Annotated in this window: 14 protein-coding genes and 1 pseudogene; 10 read left to right on the top strand and 5 right to left on the bottom strand. The window is 70.1% G+C overall.

Features of this window, described 5'->3' with window-relative positions; all coding sequences use genetic code 11:
• Window positions 1–84 precede the first annotated feature (84 nt).
• The gene (locus NPA30_RS09375) at window positions 85–318 is read right to left on the bottom strand and encodes a DUF1674 domain-containing protein (RefSeq protein WP_256802359.1); all 234 of its coding nucleotides are present in this window, start codon (window positions 316–318) and stop codon (window positions 85–87) included.
• 158 nt (window positions 319–476) lie between these two features.
• Between NPA30_RS09375 and htpX the strand changes: the two genes are divergently transcribed.
• From htpX to NPA30_RS09325, 10 genes are all read left to right on the top strand, one after another.
• On the top strand, window positions 477–1,514 hold the full coding sequence (gene htpX / locus NPA30_RS09370) for a zinc metalloprotease HtpX (RefSeq protein ID WP_256802358.1): 1,038 nt from the start codon (window positions 477–479) through the stop codon (window positions 1,512–1,514).
• A complete protein-coding gene (locus NPA30_RS09365; RefSeq protein ID WP_256802357.1) occupies window positions 1,511–2,896 on the top strand; it encodes an RsmB/NOP family class I SAM-dependent RNA methyltransferase in 1,386 nt (461 codons plus the stop codon). The genes htpX and NPA30_RS09365 overlap by 4 nt, the downstream gene beginning before the upstream one ends.
• Before the next feature lie 172 nt (window positions 2,897–3,068).
• Entirely contained in the window at window positions 3,069–4,763 is a 1,695-nt protein-coding gene (locus NPA30_RS09360; protein ID WP_256802356.1) for a heparinase II/III family protein, read from the top strand.
• 175 nt (window positions 4,764–4,938) lie between these two features.
• Window positions 4,939–6,555 (top strand): bifunctional phosphoribosylaminoimidazolecarboxamide formyltransferase/IMP cyclohydrolase, encoded by a 1,617-nt coding sequence (purH, locus tag NPA30_RS09355; protein ID WP_256802355.1) that lies wholly within the window; start codon window positions 4,939–4,941, stop codon window positions 6,553–6,555.
• Between the two features lie 11 nt (window positions 6,556–6,566).
• Window positions 6,567–7,034, top strand: coding sequence for a DUF2269 family protein (locus tag NPA30_RS09350; protein WP_256802354.1), 468 nt, complete (start codon window positions 6,567–6,569; stop codon window positions 7,032–7,034).
• Window positions 6,959–7,681 (top strand): NAD-dependent epimerase/dehydratase family protein, encoded by a 723-nt coding sequence (locus tag NPA30_RS09345; protein ID WP_256802353.1) that lies wholly within the window; start codon window positions 6,959–6,961, stop codon window positions 7,679–7,681. The genes NPA30_RS09350 and NPA30_RS09345 overlap by 76 nt, the downstream gene beginning before the upstream one ends.
• Window positions 7,681–8,349: a DoxX-like family protein gene (locus NPA30_RS09340; RefSeq protein WP_256802423.1), complete on the top strand. Its 669-nt coding sequence runs from the start codon at window positions 7,681–7,683 to the stop codon at window positions 8,347–8,349. Before NPA30_RS09345 ends, NPA30_RS09340 begins: the two co-directional genes overlap by 1 nt.
• A gap of 112 nt (window positions 8,350–8,461) precedes the next feature.
• Window positions 8,462–9,073 (top strand): hypothetical protein, encoded by a 612-nt coding sequence (locus tag NPA30_RS09335; RefSeq protein ID WP_256802352.1) that lies wholly within the window; start codon window positions 8,462–8,464, stop codon window positions 9,071–9,073.
• Window positions 9,066–9,425, top strand: coding sequence for a winged helix-turn-helix domain-containing protein (locus NPA30_RS09330; protein WP_256802351.1), 360 nt, complete (start codon window positions 9,066–9,068; stop codon window positions 9,423–9,425). Before NPA30_RS09335 ends, NPA30_RS09330 begins: the two co-directional genes overlap by 8 nt.
• A gap of 411 nt (window positions 9,426–9,836) precedes the next feature.
• Complete coding sequence (locus NPA30_RS09325; RefSeq protein WP_372338784.1) at window positions 9,837–11,180, top strand: DUF4153 domain-containing protein; 1,344 nt, start codon at window positions 9,837–9,839, stop codon at window positions 11,178–11,180.
• Window positions 11,181–11,326: 146 nt separating this feature from the next.
• Here NPA30_RS09325 and infB read toward each other — a convergent pair whose 3' ends face one another.
• The 4 genes and pseudogenes from infB to nusA all read right to left on the bottom strand — a co-directional run bounded on the left by infB (window position 11,327) and on the right by nusA (window position 16,784).
• Window positions 11,327–13,870 (bottom strand): translation initiation factor IF-2, encoded by a 2,544-nt coding sequence (infB, locus tag NPA30_RS09320; protein WP_407944103.1) that lies wholly within the window; start codon window positions 13,868–13,870, stop codon window positions 11,327–11,329.
• A 504-nt stretch (window positions 13,871–14,374) separates the two neighbouring features.
• Window positions 14,375–14,485: pseudogene (locus NPA30_RS19655) on the bottom strand (hypothetical protein); the annotation flags it as partial.
• Window positions 14,482–15,153: an RNA-binding protein gene (locus NPA30_RS09315; protein WP_256802348.1), complete on the bottom strand. Its 672-nt coding sequence runs from the start codon at window positions 15,151–15,153 to the stop codon at window positions 14,482–14,484. The gene NPA30_RS09315 and the pseudogene NPA30_RS19655, both read right to left, overlap by 4 nt.
• Before the next feature lie 29 nt (window positions 15,154–15,182).
• Window positions 15,183–16,784 carry a transcription termination factor NusA gene (gene nusA / locus NPA30_RS09310; protein ID WP_256802347.1) on the bottom strand — a complete coding sequence of 534 codons (1,602 nt, stop codon included), beginning with the start codon at window positions 16,782–16,784 and terminating at the stop codon, window positions 15,183–15,185.
• Window positions 16,785–16,829: the final 45 nt, after the last annotated feature.

The raw sequence follows: 16,829 nt of genomic DNA, 5'->3' as shown, positions 1-16,829 counted from the left end.
GCGCCTGGTAGCAGATGGAAATCCTACAACCCTAGATTATTTACGCGGTAAGGCGACAGCGCCGGCACACGTCGCGCTTCCGGCTCAGAAGTCGGAGATGATCCCGTTCTTCTCCCAGTCGCCGTAGCGGACCGGTTCAGGCCCTTTGCGGCCGTCGACCTCCGGCACCGGATGGGTTTCCCCCGGTGACCGCCGGCGTCGCTCCTCGGCCTCCGCCAAGGCGCGGCGCGCGGCCGGAGTGAGAGCGCGCCCGTCCGCCCCCCGGCTTTCGGCCCCCGGCGCGCCAGCCGCGTGGCCGCCGTTCTCACTCTCTTCCATGCCCGTCTCCGCGGCTCGCTTCTGCGCCTCAGATAAGGCGGGCCGTGGCGAGGAGAAAGCGCTATGTCGTCCGTCGCCGGATTGAAGCGGCGGCACGGAAACACCAAATCTCGACGCGGAAGCGGCCTGGCCGCCGCAACGAGAGGACCGGACCCGCGATGAACCTGATCAAGACGGCGATGCTGATCGCCTTCCTGACCGCCTTGTTCATGGCCGTCGGCTTCCTCCTCGGCGGCCGCGGCGGCCTGCTGATCGCCCTGGTCATCGCCGCCGGCATGAACTTCTTCTCCTACTGGAACGCCGACAAGCTGGTCCTGCGCATGTACGGGGCGCGCGAGGTGGACGAGGGCAGCGCGCCCGAGTTGGTCGGGATCGTCCGCCAACTGTCACATGCGGCCGGACTGCCGATGCCGCGCACCTTCGTCATCGACAGCGACCAGCCGAACGCCTTTGCCACCGGGCGCAACCCCGCCAACGCCGCCGTCGCCGCCAGCACCGGCCTCCTGCGCCGGCTGACGCCCGAGGAGGTCGCCGGCGTGATGGCGCACGAGCTCGCCCACGTCGAACATCGCGACACGCTGACCATGACGCTGACCGCGACGCTTGCGGGCGCGATCTCAATGCTCGGCAACTTCGCCTTCTTCTTCGGCGGCCTGGGCGGCAATCGCGACAACAACAACCCGTTCGGGGCCATCGGAACGCTGGTCGCGCTCCTCGTCGCGCCGTTCGCCGCCATGCTGGTGCAGATGGCGATCAGCCGGACGCGGGAGTATGCCGCCGACCGTCGCGGCGCCGAGATCTGCGGCAACCCGCTGTGGCTCGCTTCGGCGCTCGCCAAGATCGCCAGCGCCGCGGGGCGGACGGTGAACTACGACGCCGAGCGCAATCCGGCGACGGCGCACATGTTCATCGTCAACCCGCTCACCGGCCGCGGCATGGACAGCCTGTTCTCCACCCATCCAGACACCGGCAACCGCATCGCGGCGCTGGAGGAGATGGCGACGGCCGCCTGCGCGGCATCCGGCTCGCGGATGGCCGGACCGGCCGAGGCGGTGCCGCAGCCCGCCTTCGAGGGCCCCTGGTCGGCGACGGCCAATCGGACGCGCCCGGACTGGCGGCGACCTGCGCCGCCTACCGCCGGCGGTTCGCCGGCCCGTCCCACCGGCCCCTCGACCCGCCGGGGTCCCTGGGGTTGAGCCGCGGCGCCTTCGCCGGACGCCGCGCGGGTTCCAACGAGCAGCCGCCGCGAGCGGCCGTCGAGCGGCCAGGACTCGCGGCACGACAGATCGCGGCAAAGCTGCTGGGTGCGGTGCTCGAGACCGGCACCTCGGCCGACGGCCTGACCGATCCAGCGCACGGCCAGCCCGGGCTCCGGGCGCTCGAAGCGCGCGACCAGGCGCTGGTGAAGGCGATCCTCCTGTCGGCGCTGCGCTTCCACGGCTCGATCGCGGCGATGCTCGACGCCTGCCTCGACCGTCCGCTGCCGGCCAGGGCCGCGGCGCTGCGCCATCTCCTGCATGTCGGCGCGACGCAGATCCTGCATCTCGGCGTACCGGATTCGGCGGCCGTCGACCTCGCCGTCGAATCGGCCAATGCCGATCCGCGCAACCGGCGCTACGCCGGCATGGTCAATGCCGTGCTGCGCCGCCTGTCGCGCGAGCGCGACGCCCTCGTCATCCGATATGGCGATTCCCGGCTCGACTGCCCGGCCTGGCTCTACGAGCGACTGGTGGCGGCCTACGGCAACGACGCCGCGGCACGCATCGCCGCCGCGCATCGCCTGCCGCCGCCGCTCGACCTGACGGTCAAGCGGGACCCGGCGCTCTGGGCCGAGCGGCTCGGGGGCCGCCTGCTGCCGACCGGCTCGGTGCGGCTTCCCGGCAATGGCGGTCCGGTGACCGAGCTCGAAGGCTTCGCAGAGGGCGAATGGTGGGTGCAGGACGCGGCGGCAGCCTTGCCGGCGCGTCTGTTCGGCGATTTGGCCGGCAAGCGGGCCGCCGATCTGTGTGCCGCGCCCGGCGGCAAGACGGCCCAGCTCGCGCTGGCCGGCGCCGAGGTCACGGCCGTCGAGATTTCCGTCTCCCGCCTGCGGCGTCTGCGCGCCAATCTGGAACGGCTCGGGCTGACGGCGCAGCTGGTCCAGGGCGATCTCTCGACCCTCCGAGCGCCGGCCCTCTTCGACGCCGTGCTCCTCGATGCGCCCTGCTCCTCCACCGGCACGCTGCGCCGTCATCCCGACGTCGCCTTCACCAAGTCCCCCGCCGAGATCGAGAAGCTCGCGGCGGTCCAGGCCCGCCTCCTCGCCGATGCCGCCAAACTCACCGCGCCCGGCGGCCGCCTGATCTTCTCCAACTGCTCGCTCGACCCGATCGAGGGCGAGGCCGTGGCGGACGCGTTCCTCGCCGAGCACCGTCACTTCGCGCTCGATCCGGTCGCCCCGGACGAGGTCATGGGGCTCGCCGAGGCGGTCTCGCCGACGGGAATGCTGCGAACGACGCCCGCGATGCTCGATCTCGGTGACCCTGCCCTCTCCGGGCTCGACGGGTTCTTCGCTGCGCGGTTCAGGCGCGTCGCCTGAGCACTGAATCATAAGTTGCGCGACGTTAGCTCTGTGATCACTATGGCGGTCGTCGCCGGGTCTTAACTGAGCATTTACCATACTCGCTGACACTCGGCCGTCGACGCTGATCGGGCGCGGCTCATCGGCAAAGGCCGGGGGGAGAGAGGGCGGTGTGGGCGTGACGGCGCAAATGGCGGACAAGCCGCGGCTGGCGGCGCTGCTGATGAAAGAGGCGTGGCGACGCGCCCGCCGGCATCTGCGCGCGGGCTCGCTGCATCGCTGGCTGCTGCCCGCCACCACCGCCGAACGCCTGCTGGTGGCCCCGCCGGACCTGCGGCGCGGCGATCCGATCCTTGCCGAGGACATCTATGCCGGCCGCTTCTACTTCGCTGGCGAGCTGGTGGAGGCCGCGGGCCGCTCGCCCTTCCAGGTGATCCCGCCGACGCGCGCCTGGGCGGTCGAGCTGCAGAGCTTCGAATGGCTGCGTCATCTGGCCGAGTGCGGCGACGCGCTCGCCGCCGGCAATGCCCGCTCGCTCGTCAGCGAGTGGATCGCAACGCGCGGCAACGGCGTCGGCGGTCTCGGTTACGATCCCGAAGTCACCGCGCGCCGCATCGTCGCCTGGATGGCGCACTCGCCGACGATCCTCGACGGCGCCGACTACGCCTTCTACCGACGCTTCCTGAAGAGCCTCTGCCGTCAGACGCGCTATCTCCGCTCGATCGTCGGCGAGGCGCCGGAGGGGCTGCCCCGGCTGCGCGCCCGCATCGCGCTCGCCTTCGCGTCGCTGTGCCTGCCGACCGGCGGCGGCCAGATGCGCAGCGCCGCCCGGGCGCTGAACGACGAGCTGAACCAGCAGATCTTTCCGGACGGCGGCCACGTCTCGCGCAACCCGGCGGTGATCCCCGAGATCGCCGCGCTGCTCCTGCCGCTGCGCCAGACCTTCTCCAACCAGTCGCACCCGGTGCCGAAGGGCGTCTTCTCGGCGATCGACCGGATGCTGCCGACGCTGCGCTTCTTCCGGCATGTCGACGGCACGCTCGCCCTGTTCAACGGCGCCAGCGTCTCCGAACTTCAGCTGATGACCGCGCTCCTGCGCTACGACGAAACGCTGGGCGAGCCGATCAGCTTCGCGCGCCAGTCCGGCTACCAGCGGCTCGCCGGCGGCGGCACGGTGCTGATCGCCGACACCGGCGCGCCGCCGGCACCGCATCTGTCCGGCGAGGCACATGCCGGCACGCTCGCCTTCGAGCTGTCGTCCGGCCGCTCGCGCATCGTCGTCAACTGCGGCGCACCCGCGCCCGACGAGGCGCAGTGGCGGCGCTTCGCCCGGGCGACGGCCGCCCATTCCACGATTACCATCGGCGACCGCTCCTCCTCGCGCTTTGCGAGCTCCGACCTCATCGAGCGCTTCCTCGGCACGCCGCTGATCGCCGGCCCGGACAAGGTGTCCGTCGCCCGCGAGGACGGCGACGACGGCCAGGGCTTCACCGCCGGCCACGACGGCTATCTCGCCCCCTTCGGCCTGAAGCACGAGCGCTCGATCTTCCTGTCGCGCGACGGCCGACTTGTGCAGGGCGTCGATCGCCTCCTCGGGGCGCACGGACGTGCGGCACGCCCGCCGCAGGGGCATGCGGTCGAGGCGGTGGCGCGCTTCCACCTGCATCCGAGCGTCCATGTCAGCCGGGTGGGGCGCGCGGTGCGTCTCGCCACCCGGGAGCAGGTCTGGCACTTCACTGCCAACCACCTCGCCGAGATCGAGGACAGCGTGTTCTTCGCTGCCAGCGGCGGTGCCCGCCGGACGCTGCAGCTCGCCATCGCCTTCGACCCCTACCAGGAGCCGGTGCTGGAATGGTCGTTCCGGCGCGACGGTCCGGAGCACTGAGCCGCACGAACCGCTGGTCGGGCGGGCGCCTCAAGCGCCAGAGGCGGCGGCGTTGTCTTGCCGGGAGCATGGGGCTACAGAAGCGGCGCCCGCTGCGAAAGCACTCGCGCGGGCTCTGCCTGTTCTCCCCTCGCCCGCGCCGCGCGGGCCGCGACGCCGCAAGGACGCTTTCGAGATGGCCGTTTCCGCCAGCACCTTCCCCGCCCCGGACACCGTGTCGGTCGGCCGCGCGCTCCTGTCGGTCTCGGACAAGACGGGGATCGTCGACTTCGCCCGCGCCCTCGTCGAACTCGGCATCGAGCTCGTCTCCACCGGCGGCACGCGCCAGGCGCTCGAGACGGCAGGGCTGCCGGTCAAGGACGTGTCGGATCTCACCGGGTTTCCCGAAATCATGGGCGGCCGGGTGAAGACGCTGCATCCGGGTGTCCATGGCGGCCTTCTCGGCATCCGCCAGGATCCCGAGCACGCCAAGGCGATGGACGAACACGGCATCGCCGGCATCGACCTCCTCGTCGTCAACCTCTACCCGTTCGAGGCGACGGTCGCCGGCGGCGCCGACTATGCCACGGCGGTCGAGAACATCGACATCGGCGGACCGGCGATGATCCGCGCCGCCGCCAAGAATCACGCCTACCTCACCACGATCACCGATCCGGCCGACTATCCGCGCGTGCTCGAGGCGCTGCGGGCCGACGGCGGCAAGACCGGCTTTGCGCTGCGCCGCGCGCTTGCCGCCAAAGCCTTTGCCCGCACCGCCGCCTATGACGCAGCGATCTCCGGCTGGTTCGCCGAGACGCTCGGCGAGTCCGCGCCCGACTGGATCAGCGTTGCCGGCGCCCTGTCGCAGACCCTGCGCTACGGCGAGAATCCGCACCAGTCGGCCGCCTTCTACCGCACCGGTGCGAGCCGGCCGGGGGTGGCGACGGCGCGCCAGCTGCAGGGCAAGGAGCTGTCCTACAACAACATCAACGACACCGACGCCGCCTTCGAGCTCGTCGGCGAGTTCGATCCGGCGCGCACGGCGGCGGTCGCCATCATCAAGCACGCCAACCCCTGCGGCGTCGCGGAGGGCGCGAGCCTCGCCGAAGCCTATGCCCGAGCGCTCGCCTGCGACCCGGTCTCGGCCTTCGGCGGCATCGTCGCCCTGAATCGCACGCTCGACGCGGCCGCGGCCGAGGAGATCGTCAAGATCTTCACCGAGGTGATCATCGCGCCGGATGCCGACGAGGCGGCCATCGCCCTCGTCGCGGGCAAGAAGAACCTCCGTCTGCTCCTCACCGGCGGCCTGCCGGACCCGCGTGCGCCCGGCCGGCTGGTGAAGTCGGTGGCCGGGGGCCTCCTCGTCCAGTCGCGCGATGCGGGCGTGGTGGACGATCTCGACCTCAAGGTGGCGACCAGGCGCGCGCCCTCCGAGCGCGAGCTCGCGGACCTGCGCTTTGCCTTCCGCGTCGCCAAGCACGTCAAGTCGAACGCCATCGTCTATGCCAAGGACGGCGCGACGGTCGGCATCGGCGCCGGCCAGATGAGCCGCGTCGACTCGGCCCGCATCGCCGCTCTGAAGGCGGGCGAAGCCGCGAAGGCCGCGGGCCTCGCCGAGCCGCTGACCAAGGGCTCGGCGGTCGCGTCCGACGCCTTCTTCCCGTTCGCCGACGGCCTGCTCTCGGCGGTCGAGGCCGGCGCCACGGCGGTGATCCAGCCGGGCGGCTCGATGCGCGACGACGAGGTGATCAAGGCCGCCGACGACGCCGGCATCGCGATGGTCTTCACCGGCATGCGCCACTTCCGCCACTGACGCCACGCATCGTGCCGGACGCCTACCTGGTCCTGCGCTTTCTGCACATCCTCGGCGCCGTGGTGATCCTCGGCACCGGCATGGGCATCGCCTTCTTCATGCTGATGGCCCATCTCAGCCGCGATGCGAGCTTCGTCGCCCGCACTGCCAGCGTGGTGGTGCTCGCCGATCTCCTTTTCACGGCAAGCGCGGTGATCGCCCAGCCGGTGACGGGCTACCTCCTGGCGCAGCAGCTCGACCTCTCTCTCACCCACGGCTGGCTCGGCCTCGCGCTCATCCTCTATGCGATTGCCGGCGCCTTCTGGCTGCCGGTGGTGTGGATGCAGATCCGGATGCGCGATCTCGCGCGCACGGCGGCCGCCAACGGCGCACCGCTGCCGGCCGCCTATCACCGGCTGTTCCGATGGTGGTTCGTCTGCGGGATTCCAGGCTTCGGTGCGGTGATCGCCATCCTGTGGCTGATGGTGGCAAAGCCGTGAGCCGGGACCCGACGATCCTGGTCCTCGGAGCTTCGGGCCTGATCGGCGAGGCGGTCGCGGACTGGCTGGCGCGCGACGGCCGCCTGGTCGTCGCGGCGGCGCGGCACTTCTCACCCGCGCAGGCGGCTCGTTTCGGCGCGGCGCGAATCGCTGCGCCGCTGGTCGCACTGGCCGAGCCGGAGTTGTGCGCGCTCCTCGATCGCACCCGGGCCAAGGTCGTCGTCAACTGCATCGGCGTCCTGCAGGACAGCGGCCGCGGTACGGGCGAGGCCGCGCATGTCGGGTTCGTCGAACGGCTGACCGCGGCAATGCGCGCACACCCAGGCCTCCTCATCCATCTGTCCGTGCCCGGCAGCCCCGGCGACGATCGCACCGCCTTCAGCCGGACCAAGCGCGTTGGCGAGAGCATCATCCAGCGGTCCGGCGTGCCGCATCTCATCCTGCGACCGGGCTTCGTGCTGGCCGACGCGGCTTTCGGCGGCAGCGCCTTGATGCGAGCCTTGGCCATGCTCCCGTTCGCCCTGCCGCCGTCGCTTGCGGCGCGCCCCTTCGCGGTCACATCCGTCACCACATCGCTCGCACCGTGGCATGGGCGGCGGACGACTGGCGCGCCGGCCGTCGCGACGTCGCGGCAACCTGGGACGTGATGGAACCCGACCCGACGACGGTCGGCGCGGTGGTGAATGCGCTCGGAACGCACTTCGGCGGACCGCGTCGACGGGCGGCGCTCCCCGGTCTCCTGCTGCGGCTCGGCAGCCTCTGCGGTGATGCGGTCGCGCGGCTCGGCTGGCGTCCCCCGATCCGCAGCACGGCACTCGCCGAACTGCGCCGGGGCGTAACCGGCAACCCCACGGCATGGTCGGCGGAGACCGGCATCCGGCCGCAGCCGGCGGCCGCCGTCGTCGCAGCGCTGCCCTCGACCGTTCAGGAGCGCTGGTTCGGCCGGCTCTATCTCTTGAAGGGCCCGATCCTGACGGTTCTGTCGCTGTTCTGGATCGGCACCGGGCTGATCGCGCTCACCGCCGCGCTGGAGGCGGCGACGTCGATCATCGCAGCCCTCGGTCTTCCCCGTCTGCCGGCGACAGCACTGACCATCGCCACCAGCCTTCTCGACGTCCTGATCGGGCTCGCGATCGCGTTTCGCCGGACCTGCGGACGCGGGCTGGTGGCCGGTACCGTGCTGGCGATTGCCTATGCTGGAGCCGCGACGGTGCTGACGCCGGCGCTCTGGCTGGATCCGCTCGGGCCGCTGGTGAAGATCGCTCCCGCGGTGCTCCTGATGCTCGTCGCCCTCGCGATCCTGGAGGATCGTTGAGCGGCACATGATCGACTCGGTCACACGGCCGACCGTCAGTCGAGCGGCGCTCTTGCTTCGTCGCGCCATTCTCTCTACAAAAGCGTATTCTTTGTATTGCAAAGCTAGAGTGATGCAGGATTACGAGAGAGCCCTTGCAGAGATCAGCGAGATCCGCGAACGCATCGCCGAGGGTACGATCTTTCGCGGTCTCGGCCCCTTGGCGCTCGCCGGCACGGGCTTGCTGGCGCTGCTGACGGCGGCGTTGCAGGCGTGGGTGGCGCCCGATCTCCGGACCACGTCGCTCGGCTATTTCGCGACCTGGATCGGCGTTGCGTTCATCTGCGCGGCGATCATCGGCGGTGAAATGATCGGCCGGTCGCGCCGTCGGCATGGTGGCCTGGCCGATGCGATGATCGCCAATGCGGTGCTTCAATTCCTGCCCGCCGGCATCGCGGGTGCCGGCTTGGCCGCCTTGGTCTATCGGCTCGTGCCGGAGGCGATCTGGATGCTGCCCGGGCTCTGGCAGATCCTCATCGCGCTCGGCATCTTCGCAGGATTGCGCTCGTTTCCGACCGGGATGGCGATCGCCGGCGCCTGGTATTTCCTCTCCGGCTTCGCCGCGCTCCTTGCGAGCGTCGGCGCCGACATCCCTTCGCCGTGGGCGATGGGCATCCCCTTCGGCATCGGGCAGTTCATCTGCGGCCTCGCCTTCCATGCAGTCGCCGGAGGCAGAGATGCCTGAAGCGCCTTTCTCCTATCAGGGCCTCGACCGCCTCATCCACGAGAAGGCGCGACTTGGCATCATGACCTCTCTCGTCGGCCGACCGAAAGGACTGGCCTTCACGGATCTCAAGAAGCTCTGCGGCCTGACCGACGGCAATCTCAGCCGCCATCTTCAGGTGCTCGAGGAGGCGGGAATCGTGCGGATCGAGAAGAGCTTCGAGGGAAAGCGACCGCTGACGCAATGCCGTCTGACGGCGGAGGGCCGGCAGCGTTTTCTCGACTATCTTGCCGTGCTCGAAGAGGTCGTCCGGAACGCAGCGGAAGCCGCTGAGCTTGCGCCCGACATCTCGCTCGCACCAAAGGGCGTCTGACGACCTCCCTCGATTTGCTTGTCTACTTTGCGATGCAAAGAACTTGTGGATCTGGCTTCGACGTCGCGTGCGCCGCTTTGGCAGGCTGACTTCAACCGTCGCCGCTTGGTCCAACCCATCCGTCCCGTGTACGAGGAAACCGCCGTGCGAATCCCGCTCGCCGTCATGCCCCGACAGCTGATCAACAGTGCCACACCGTTCCGGCCCGCGCTGTCACGCTATGCGATCGCCGCACTCGTGCTGACGATCACCGCCGATGACCTGTTCTTCGACACGCCCTACGGGTGGAGCGGCCTGTCCGCACCTCTGTTCATAGGAATGGTGGCCTTTGCCGCCGCGCTCTGCAACGGAACCCGCCTCCGCTGGCATTCCCTCCGGTTCGCATTCCTGCTCGTGGTATCGCTCGTCGCGATGGTCGAGACGGTCGACTGGAGGTCGTCGATCCTGGCCGTGACCGGCCTTGCCGGCTTCGCTTTGGCGGCCAGCCGACGTCTTCCGTCCGGCCTCGGGGCGCTCCCGGCGCTCGGAACCTTTCTCGCGGCCCTACCGATCGCAGGTCTGCTCGAACTGCGCGATCGCCTCCGGGTCCGGCAGCGAACTTTGCGACGCGGCACGCGATCGGCGGCCAATGCTCGCGCCTGGCTGGTCTGGATCATGCCCCTCATCCTCAGCCTCGGCTTTCTGACGCTTCTTGGCGCAGGCAATCCGATCATCGAAAAAGGGTTGGCGGCGCTCTATCCTTCGCGTCTCCTCACGCAGGTCGATCCGGCGAGAGTCCTCTTCTGGATTCTCGTGTGCGGTTTGGTCTGGCCCTTCCTGAGGCCGCGTCTGCTCGGGAGGGGCACGTCCACACTTTCATCACAGCCTGATGCGGTGGCGGCGAGGGTCCGCGTATCGTCCCTTCGATTGCAATCCCTCTGCGGGCCAGCCGCGATCCTGCGGGCACTCCTCCTCTTCAACGTCGTATTCGCGGTTCAGACCGGGCTCGATGCCACGTATCTCTGGGGCGGGATGCGGCTTCCTCCGGGCGTCAGCTATGCCGACTATGCGCATCGCGGCGCATATACGCTGGTCGCGGCGGCGCTGCTGGCAGCCGCGTTCGTCATCCTGGCCTTTCGCCCTGATGCCACCGCGAGCGTCGACCGCCGGACGAGAATCCTCGTCTACCTCTGGATCGGGCAGAACGTGGTCCTCGTCGTCTCGGCAATGCTGCGCCTCGATCTCTATGTCGACGTCTACGCGCTGACCCAATGGCGTCTTGCAGCCTTCGCCTGGATGGGGCTCGTTGCTGCAGGTCTCGTTTTGATTTGCCTGCAGATCGCTTGTCGGCGGTCGAACCGCTGGCTGGTCGCAGCGAACCTGACCGTCCTCGGAGTCGTTTTCGCGGGATCCTGCTTCATCGATACCAACGCGATGATTGCGCGGTTCAACGTGAAACACAGCCGCGAACTGACGGGGCAGGGAATGCCCCTCGACATCAGCCACTTCGGCTCACTCGGTCCCTCGGCGATCCCGGCGCTCGACGACTATCTCGATCATCTGCTGGCGGGCGAGCCACGCGCGCTACCGGACGGGTTTGCCCGCTCAAGAGCGCTTCAGGCGCGCAATCTACGCGACCGCCTCGCTCGAGCCTACCTGGCGCGTTCCGGAGACTGGCGCAACTGGAGCTTTCGCAGGTGGCGACTTTCGCAGTATCTGCACGCCGATCCGACAGGAGCGTCGTATGGAGGGTCGCCGCTCGTTAGAGCGCCCTGATCCGACCGGATGCGCGGCGCCAGCGCCGGTGACCGTCCTCAGCTCGCTGACCCCTCGGCGGCGCCACCCGAAGGCGACCTTCATGCGCACTCACCTCGGCAAGGTGCAAAAGGGAACGGCGGCCGAAGCCGCCGTTCGTGTTCGTCTCAGAGCGAGCGCGCCACGTGCTCAACGCGGAAGCACTCGATGACGTCGCCGACGCGCATGTCCTCGTAGCGCTCGAAGGCCATGCCGCACTCCTGGCCCATCGGCACCTCGGACACCTCGTCCTTGAAGCGCTTGAGGGTGGACAGCTTGCCCTCGTGGATGACGACGTTGTCGCGGATGAGGCGCACGCCGGCACCACGCTCCACCTTGCCGTCGACCACGCGGCAGCCCGCGACCTTGCCGACCTTGGAGATGTTGAACACCTCCAGGATCTCGGCATTGCCGAGGAAGGTCTCGCGCCGCTCGGGCGAGAGCATGCCGGAGAGCGCCTGCTTCACGTCATCCACGAGGTCGTAGATGATGTTGTAGTAGCGGATCTCGATACCCTCGCGCTCGGCCTGGTCGCGCGCCTGCTTGTTGGCGCGCACGTTAAAGCCGATGATCGCCGCCTCGGAGGCCGAGGCCAGCGAGATGTCGGACTCGGTGATGGCACCGGCGCCCGAATGAACCACGCGCGCCTGCACCTCCTCGTTGCCGAGCGATTCGAGCGCGCTCTGGATCGCCTCGACCGAGCCCTGCACGTCGCCCTTGACGACCAGCGGGAACAGCTTGAGACCGGTGTTCTGAAGCTGGCTCATCATCTGCTCGAGCGAGCCGCGCTGGCCGGCCGACTTGGCGATCGCCTTCTCGCGGGCGAGCCGCTGGCGATACTCGGCGATCTCGCGCGCCCGCGCCTCGCTTTCGACAACGGCGAAGCGGTCGCCCGCCTGGGGCGTACCGGCCATGCCGAGCACCTCGACCGGCGTCGCCGGCGTGGCCTCCTTGAGCTGCTCGCTGCGGTCGTTCACCAGGGCGCGCACCTTGCCCCACTGGTCGCCGGCGATGATGATGTCGCCGGTTCGCAGCGTGCCGGACTGGACGAGAACGGTCGCGACGGGACCGCGGCCGCGGTCGAGCTGCGCCTCGATGACGACGCCCTCGGCGGTGCGCTCCGGATCGGCCTTCAGCTCGAGGATCTCGGACTGCAGGATGATGGCCTCGAGCAGCTTGTCGAGACCGGTGCCCTTGGTGGCCGACACCTCGACGTCGAGCACCTCACCGCCCATCGATTCAACGAAGACGTCGTGCTGGAGCAGCTGCTGGCGCACCCGGTCGGGCTTGGCCTCGTGCTTGTCGATCTTGTTGATCGCCACGATGATCGGCACGCCGGCCGCCTTGGCATGGCTGATCGACTCGATCGTCTGCGGCATCACGCTGTCGTCGGCCGCGACGACCAGCACCGCGATGTCGGTCGCCTGGGCGCCGCGGGCCCGCATCGCGGTGAAGGCGGCGTGGCCCGGGGTGTCGATGAAGGTGATCTTTCGACCGTCCTGCTCGACCTGGTAGGCGCCGATGTGCTGGGTGATGCCGCCGGCCTCGCCGGACACGACGTTGGCGTGGCGGATCGCGTCGAGCAGCGAGGTCTTGCCGTGGTCGACATGGCCCATGATGGTGACGACCGGCGGGCGCGACTGCAGGTGCTCCGGATTGTCGGCGACGCCGAAGATGCCCTCCTCGACGTCCGAGGCGGCGACGCGCTTGACGGTGTGGCCGAATTCGGCCGCGATCAGTTCGGCGAGATCGGCATCGACGACGTCGCCCGGCTTCATCATCTGTCCCTGCTGCATCAGGAACTTGATGACGTCGACGGCTCGCTCCGACATGCGGTTGGCGAGCTCCTGGATGGTGATGGTCTCGGGTAGGATCACTTCGCGTGCAATCTTCTCTCGCTGCTGGCTCTGCTGCGAGCGCTTGAACTTCTCCTGGCGGCGACGCATCGACGACAGCGAGCGCCCGCGGGCACCCTCGTCGCCCGACAGAGCCTTGTCGAGCGTCAGCTTGCCACGGCGACGGTCGTCGTCGCCGCTGCGCGGCGTGCGCGCCGGACGGGCGGCCTCGGCCGTGCGCGGGGCACCGCGGCGCGCCGTCGCGCCGGTGCGCGGACGGGACTCGTCCTCCTCGCCCTCGCCGGGGCGGCCGACGATGCGGCCGGCGGCGGCCAGTGCGCTCTCTGCAGTGGGGGCAGCGGTCGGCGACCGGCGCGCGGCGTCCTGCTCGGCGCGGCGCTTGGCCTCGGCCTCCGCCGCGACCCGCGCGACCTCCTCGGCCTGACGACGCTCGCTCTCCTCGCGTTCGCGCAGGCGGCGCTCCTCCTCGGAGATGCGCCGGGCCTCGGCCTCGAGGAACAGGCGGCGATCCTCGGCCTCGCGCTGCTTGGCGAGCTCGAGCGCGCGGCGACGGGCATCCATCTCACGCGACGACAGGTCGCTCAGCACCGCGCCGCGCGGCTGGCGGCCGCCGGGCTGCGACGCGGGACGCCGATCGTCACGGCCGCCGGGCCGACCCTGCGGCGCACCGCCCGGACGGCCCGCCTGCGACGGGGCGCCGCGACCCGCGGTCTCGGCGCGGCCGGTGCCCGTGGCACTGCCAGGGCGCGGAGCGGCGGGGGCCGGCGACCGCGCGGCGGGAGCGGCGGTGGACGTCGCGGCTGGGCGAGCCGCCACGGTCGGCGTCGCGGCGCGCGGCGGCTCCTGGCGGGGCGCGGCCGGTGCGGACGGCGCAGCCTCGCTGGAAACCGGCGCTGCCGGCGCCGCGGCGACCGGCTCGGGCGCCTTCGCCTCCACGGGTGCGGGAGCCGGCGTCGGCGCGGGGGCCTCAGCGGCGGGAGCCGGAGTCGGGGTGGAAGCCGGTGCGGCAGGCGCTGCGGTCTCGGGCGCCTTTGCCTCGACCTGCGGCGCGGCAGCCGCCGGCGGCGTCACCGGCGCGGCGGGCGCCGGCGCCATCTCAGCAGCGGGCGCAGGTGCAGGCGCTGCCGGGGCCGGGGTGGCGGGACGGGCTGCGGCCGGTGCGGGCTGCGGCGCCGAAGCGCCTGCGGCCGGGGTCGGCGCGGCTGGACGCGGCTTCAGCCCAGCCGCGACCGTCGGCGCCGGCGTCGGCTCCTTGACGTCCTCCGGGCGCGCGATGCGCCGCTTCTTGGTTTCGACGACGACACTCTTGGAGCGCCCATGCGAGAAGTTCTGCCGCACGGTGCTCTGCTCGACGCCGCCCCGCTTGAGGGTCAGCGTCTTCTTGGTGTTGACGCTCAGCGTCTTCTCGTCGCCGGATTTCGTATCGCTCATTCCGCTTCCGCTTCCTGCACGGGTAAAGGCCCGCGCCCATCAAACTCGTCGCCGGGACTGGCGCCCCGATACGTCGTCAGCGCCTCGAGGCGCTTGAGGGCCGCCGCGCCGGCGTGACCGGCAAGAACGGCAGCATGTACCACATTCACCCCGCCGAGGGCCAAGTCCATTTCCCCGGAGGTAAACGGACGCAGAACCTCGATTTCGCCGCCCCGACAGAGGGCCGCGACCTTGCGCAGACCATCCGGCGAGGCCTCCTTCGCCTGCACCAGCGCCAGCGCCCGCCCCGAGCGCAATGCCGCCTCGACCTTGGCCGAGCCGGTCACCAGTTCACCCGCCTTGCGCGCAAGGCCGAGGGCCCCCAGCGCATGCCGGGCGAGCAGCCCGTCGACCTCGGCGCCGAGCTCGGTCGGCGCCTTCACCGACGCCTTCAGCGCCCGGGCGAAGAGGTTGCGCCTGACGGCGAGTTCGACCGTCTCGCGCCGGGCCTCCACATGGGCGCCCCGACCGGGCAGGCGGCGGCGCAGATCGGCCACCACCGCGCCATCCGGCCCGAGCACGAAGCGGATCAGCGCGTCCGCCGGCAGGCTCTTGCGCGACACGATGCACATGCGCCCGTTCACCGCCGCCTCCAGCTCCGCCTCGCCGATTGCCTCGCCGGCCTCCATCGCGCGCCCGTCTCCCCTGCCGTCGCCGCCTAGTCCTGCAGCGCCTCTTCCTCGTCGGCGAAGGCCTCGTCCTCGGCCTCCGGCTCGTCCTCGATCCAGCCGACCTTGCGGCGGGCTTCCATGATCATCGCCTCGGCGTCGGCCCGGCTCACGTCGAAGGCCGACAGGGCGCCGGTGAAGCGCTTGGTCTCACCGTCCTTGCGCTCGCTCCAGCCGACGAGATCGTCGGCGGCGCAGCCCGCGAAGTCGTCCAGGCTCTTCACGCCGTCCTCGCCGAGCGCGACCAGCATCTCGGTCGTCAGCCCGGAAATGTCGCGCAGCTCGTCCGCGACGCCCAGTTCCTTGCGCTTGGCGTCGAACTCGGCCTCGCGGGCCTCCAGGTAGGAGTTGGCGCGCGCCTGGATCTCTTCCGCCGTGTCGTCGTCGAAGCCCTCGATCGCGGCAATCTCGTCGCGGTCGACATAGGCGAGCTCCTCGACGGTCGAGAAGCCCTCGGAGGCCAGCACCTGGCCGACCATCTCGTCGACGTTGAGCGCCTCCATGAAGAGGTTCGACCGCTCGACGAACTCCTTCTGGCGACGCTCCGACTCTTCCTGCTCGGTGAGGATGTCGATGTCCCAGCCGGTGAGCTGCGAAGCCAGACGCACGTTCTGGCCGCGGCGGCCGATCGCCAGAGACAATTGGTCATCCGGCACCACGACTTCAATGCGCTCGGCGTCCTCGTCGAGCACCACCTTGGCGACTTCCGCCGGCTGCAAGGCGTTGACGAGGAAGGAGGCGGCGTCCGGCGACCACGGAATGATGTCGATCTTCTCGCCCTGCAGCTCGCCGACGACCGCCTGCACGCGCGAGCCGCGCATGCCGACGCAGGCGCCGACCGGATCGACCGAGGAGTCGCGCGAGATCACGGCGATCTTGGCGCGCGAGCCCGGATCGCGGGCGACCGACTTGATCTCGATGATGCCGTCGTAGATCTCCGGCACTTCCATGGTGAAGAGCTTGGCCATGAACTGCGGGTGGGTGCGCGACAGGAAGATCTGCGGGCCCCGCTGCTCGCGGCGCACGTCGTAGACATAGGCGCGCACGCGGTCGCCATAGCGGAACAGCTCGCGCGGGATCTGCTCGTCGCGGCGGATGATGCCCTCGCCGCGGCCGAGGTCGACGATGACGTTGCCGTATTCGACACGCTTGACGGTGCCGTTGACGATCTCGCCGACGCGGTCCTTGAACTCCTCGAACTGCCGGTCGCGCTCGGCGTCGCGCACCTTCTGTACGATCACCTGCTTGGCGGACTGGGCGGCGATGCGGCCGAAGTCCATCGGCGGCAGCTGCTCGGCGATGAAGTCGCCGATCTCGGCGTCGGGATTCTTGTCGCGGGCGAGCTCGAGATAGATCTGCGTCGCCGGGTCCTCGACGTCCTCGACGACCTCGAGCAGGCGCTGCAGCTTCATCTCGCCGGTCTTGGTGTTGATGTCGACGCGGATGTTGGTGTCCTGCCCGTAGCGGGAGCGCGCGGCCTTCTGGATGGCGTCGGCCATCGCGCCGATGACGATCTCGCGATCGATCGATTTTTCGCGCGCGACGGCATCCGCGATCTGCAGAAGCTCGAGCCTGTTCGCACTGACTGCCATGTTGGTCTCCTGGTCAGAGGCCGCTGCGCCGCGTGGCGCCCTGCG

It is taken from the genome of Mangrovibrevibacter kandeliae (assembly GCF_024519155.1).
In the GTDB taxonomy this organism is placed as follows: domain Bacteria; phylum Pseudomonadota; class Alphaproteobacteria; order Rhizobiales; family Rhizobiaceae; genus Mangrovibrevibacter; species Mangrovibrevibacter kandeliae.
The sequence above is the reverse complement of the archived record's forward strand: the minus strand, read 5'-3'. Positions and strand labels throughout refer to the sequence as shown.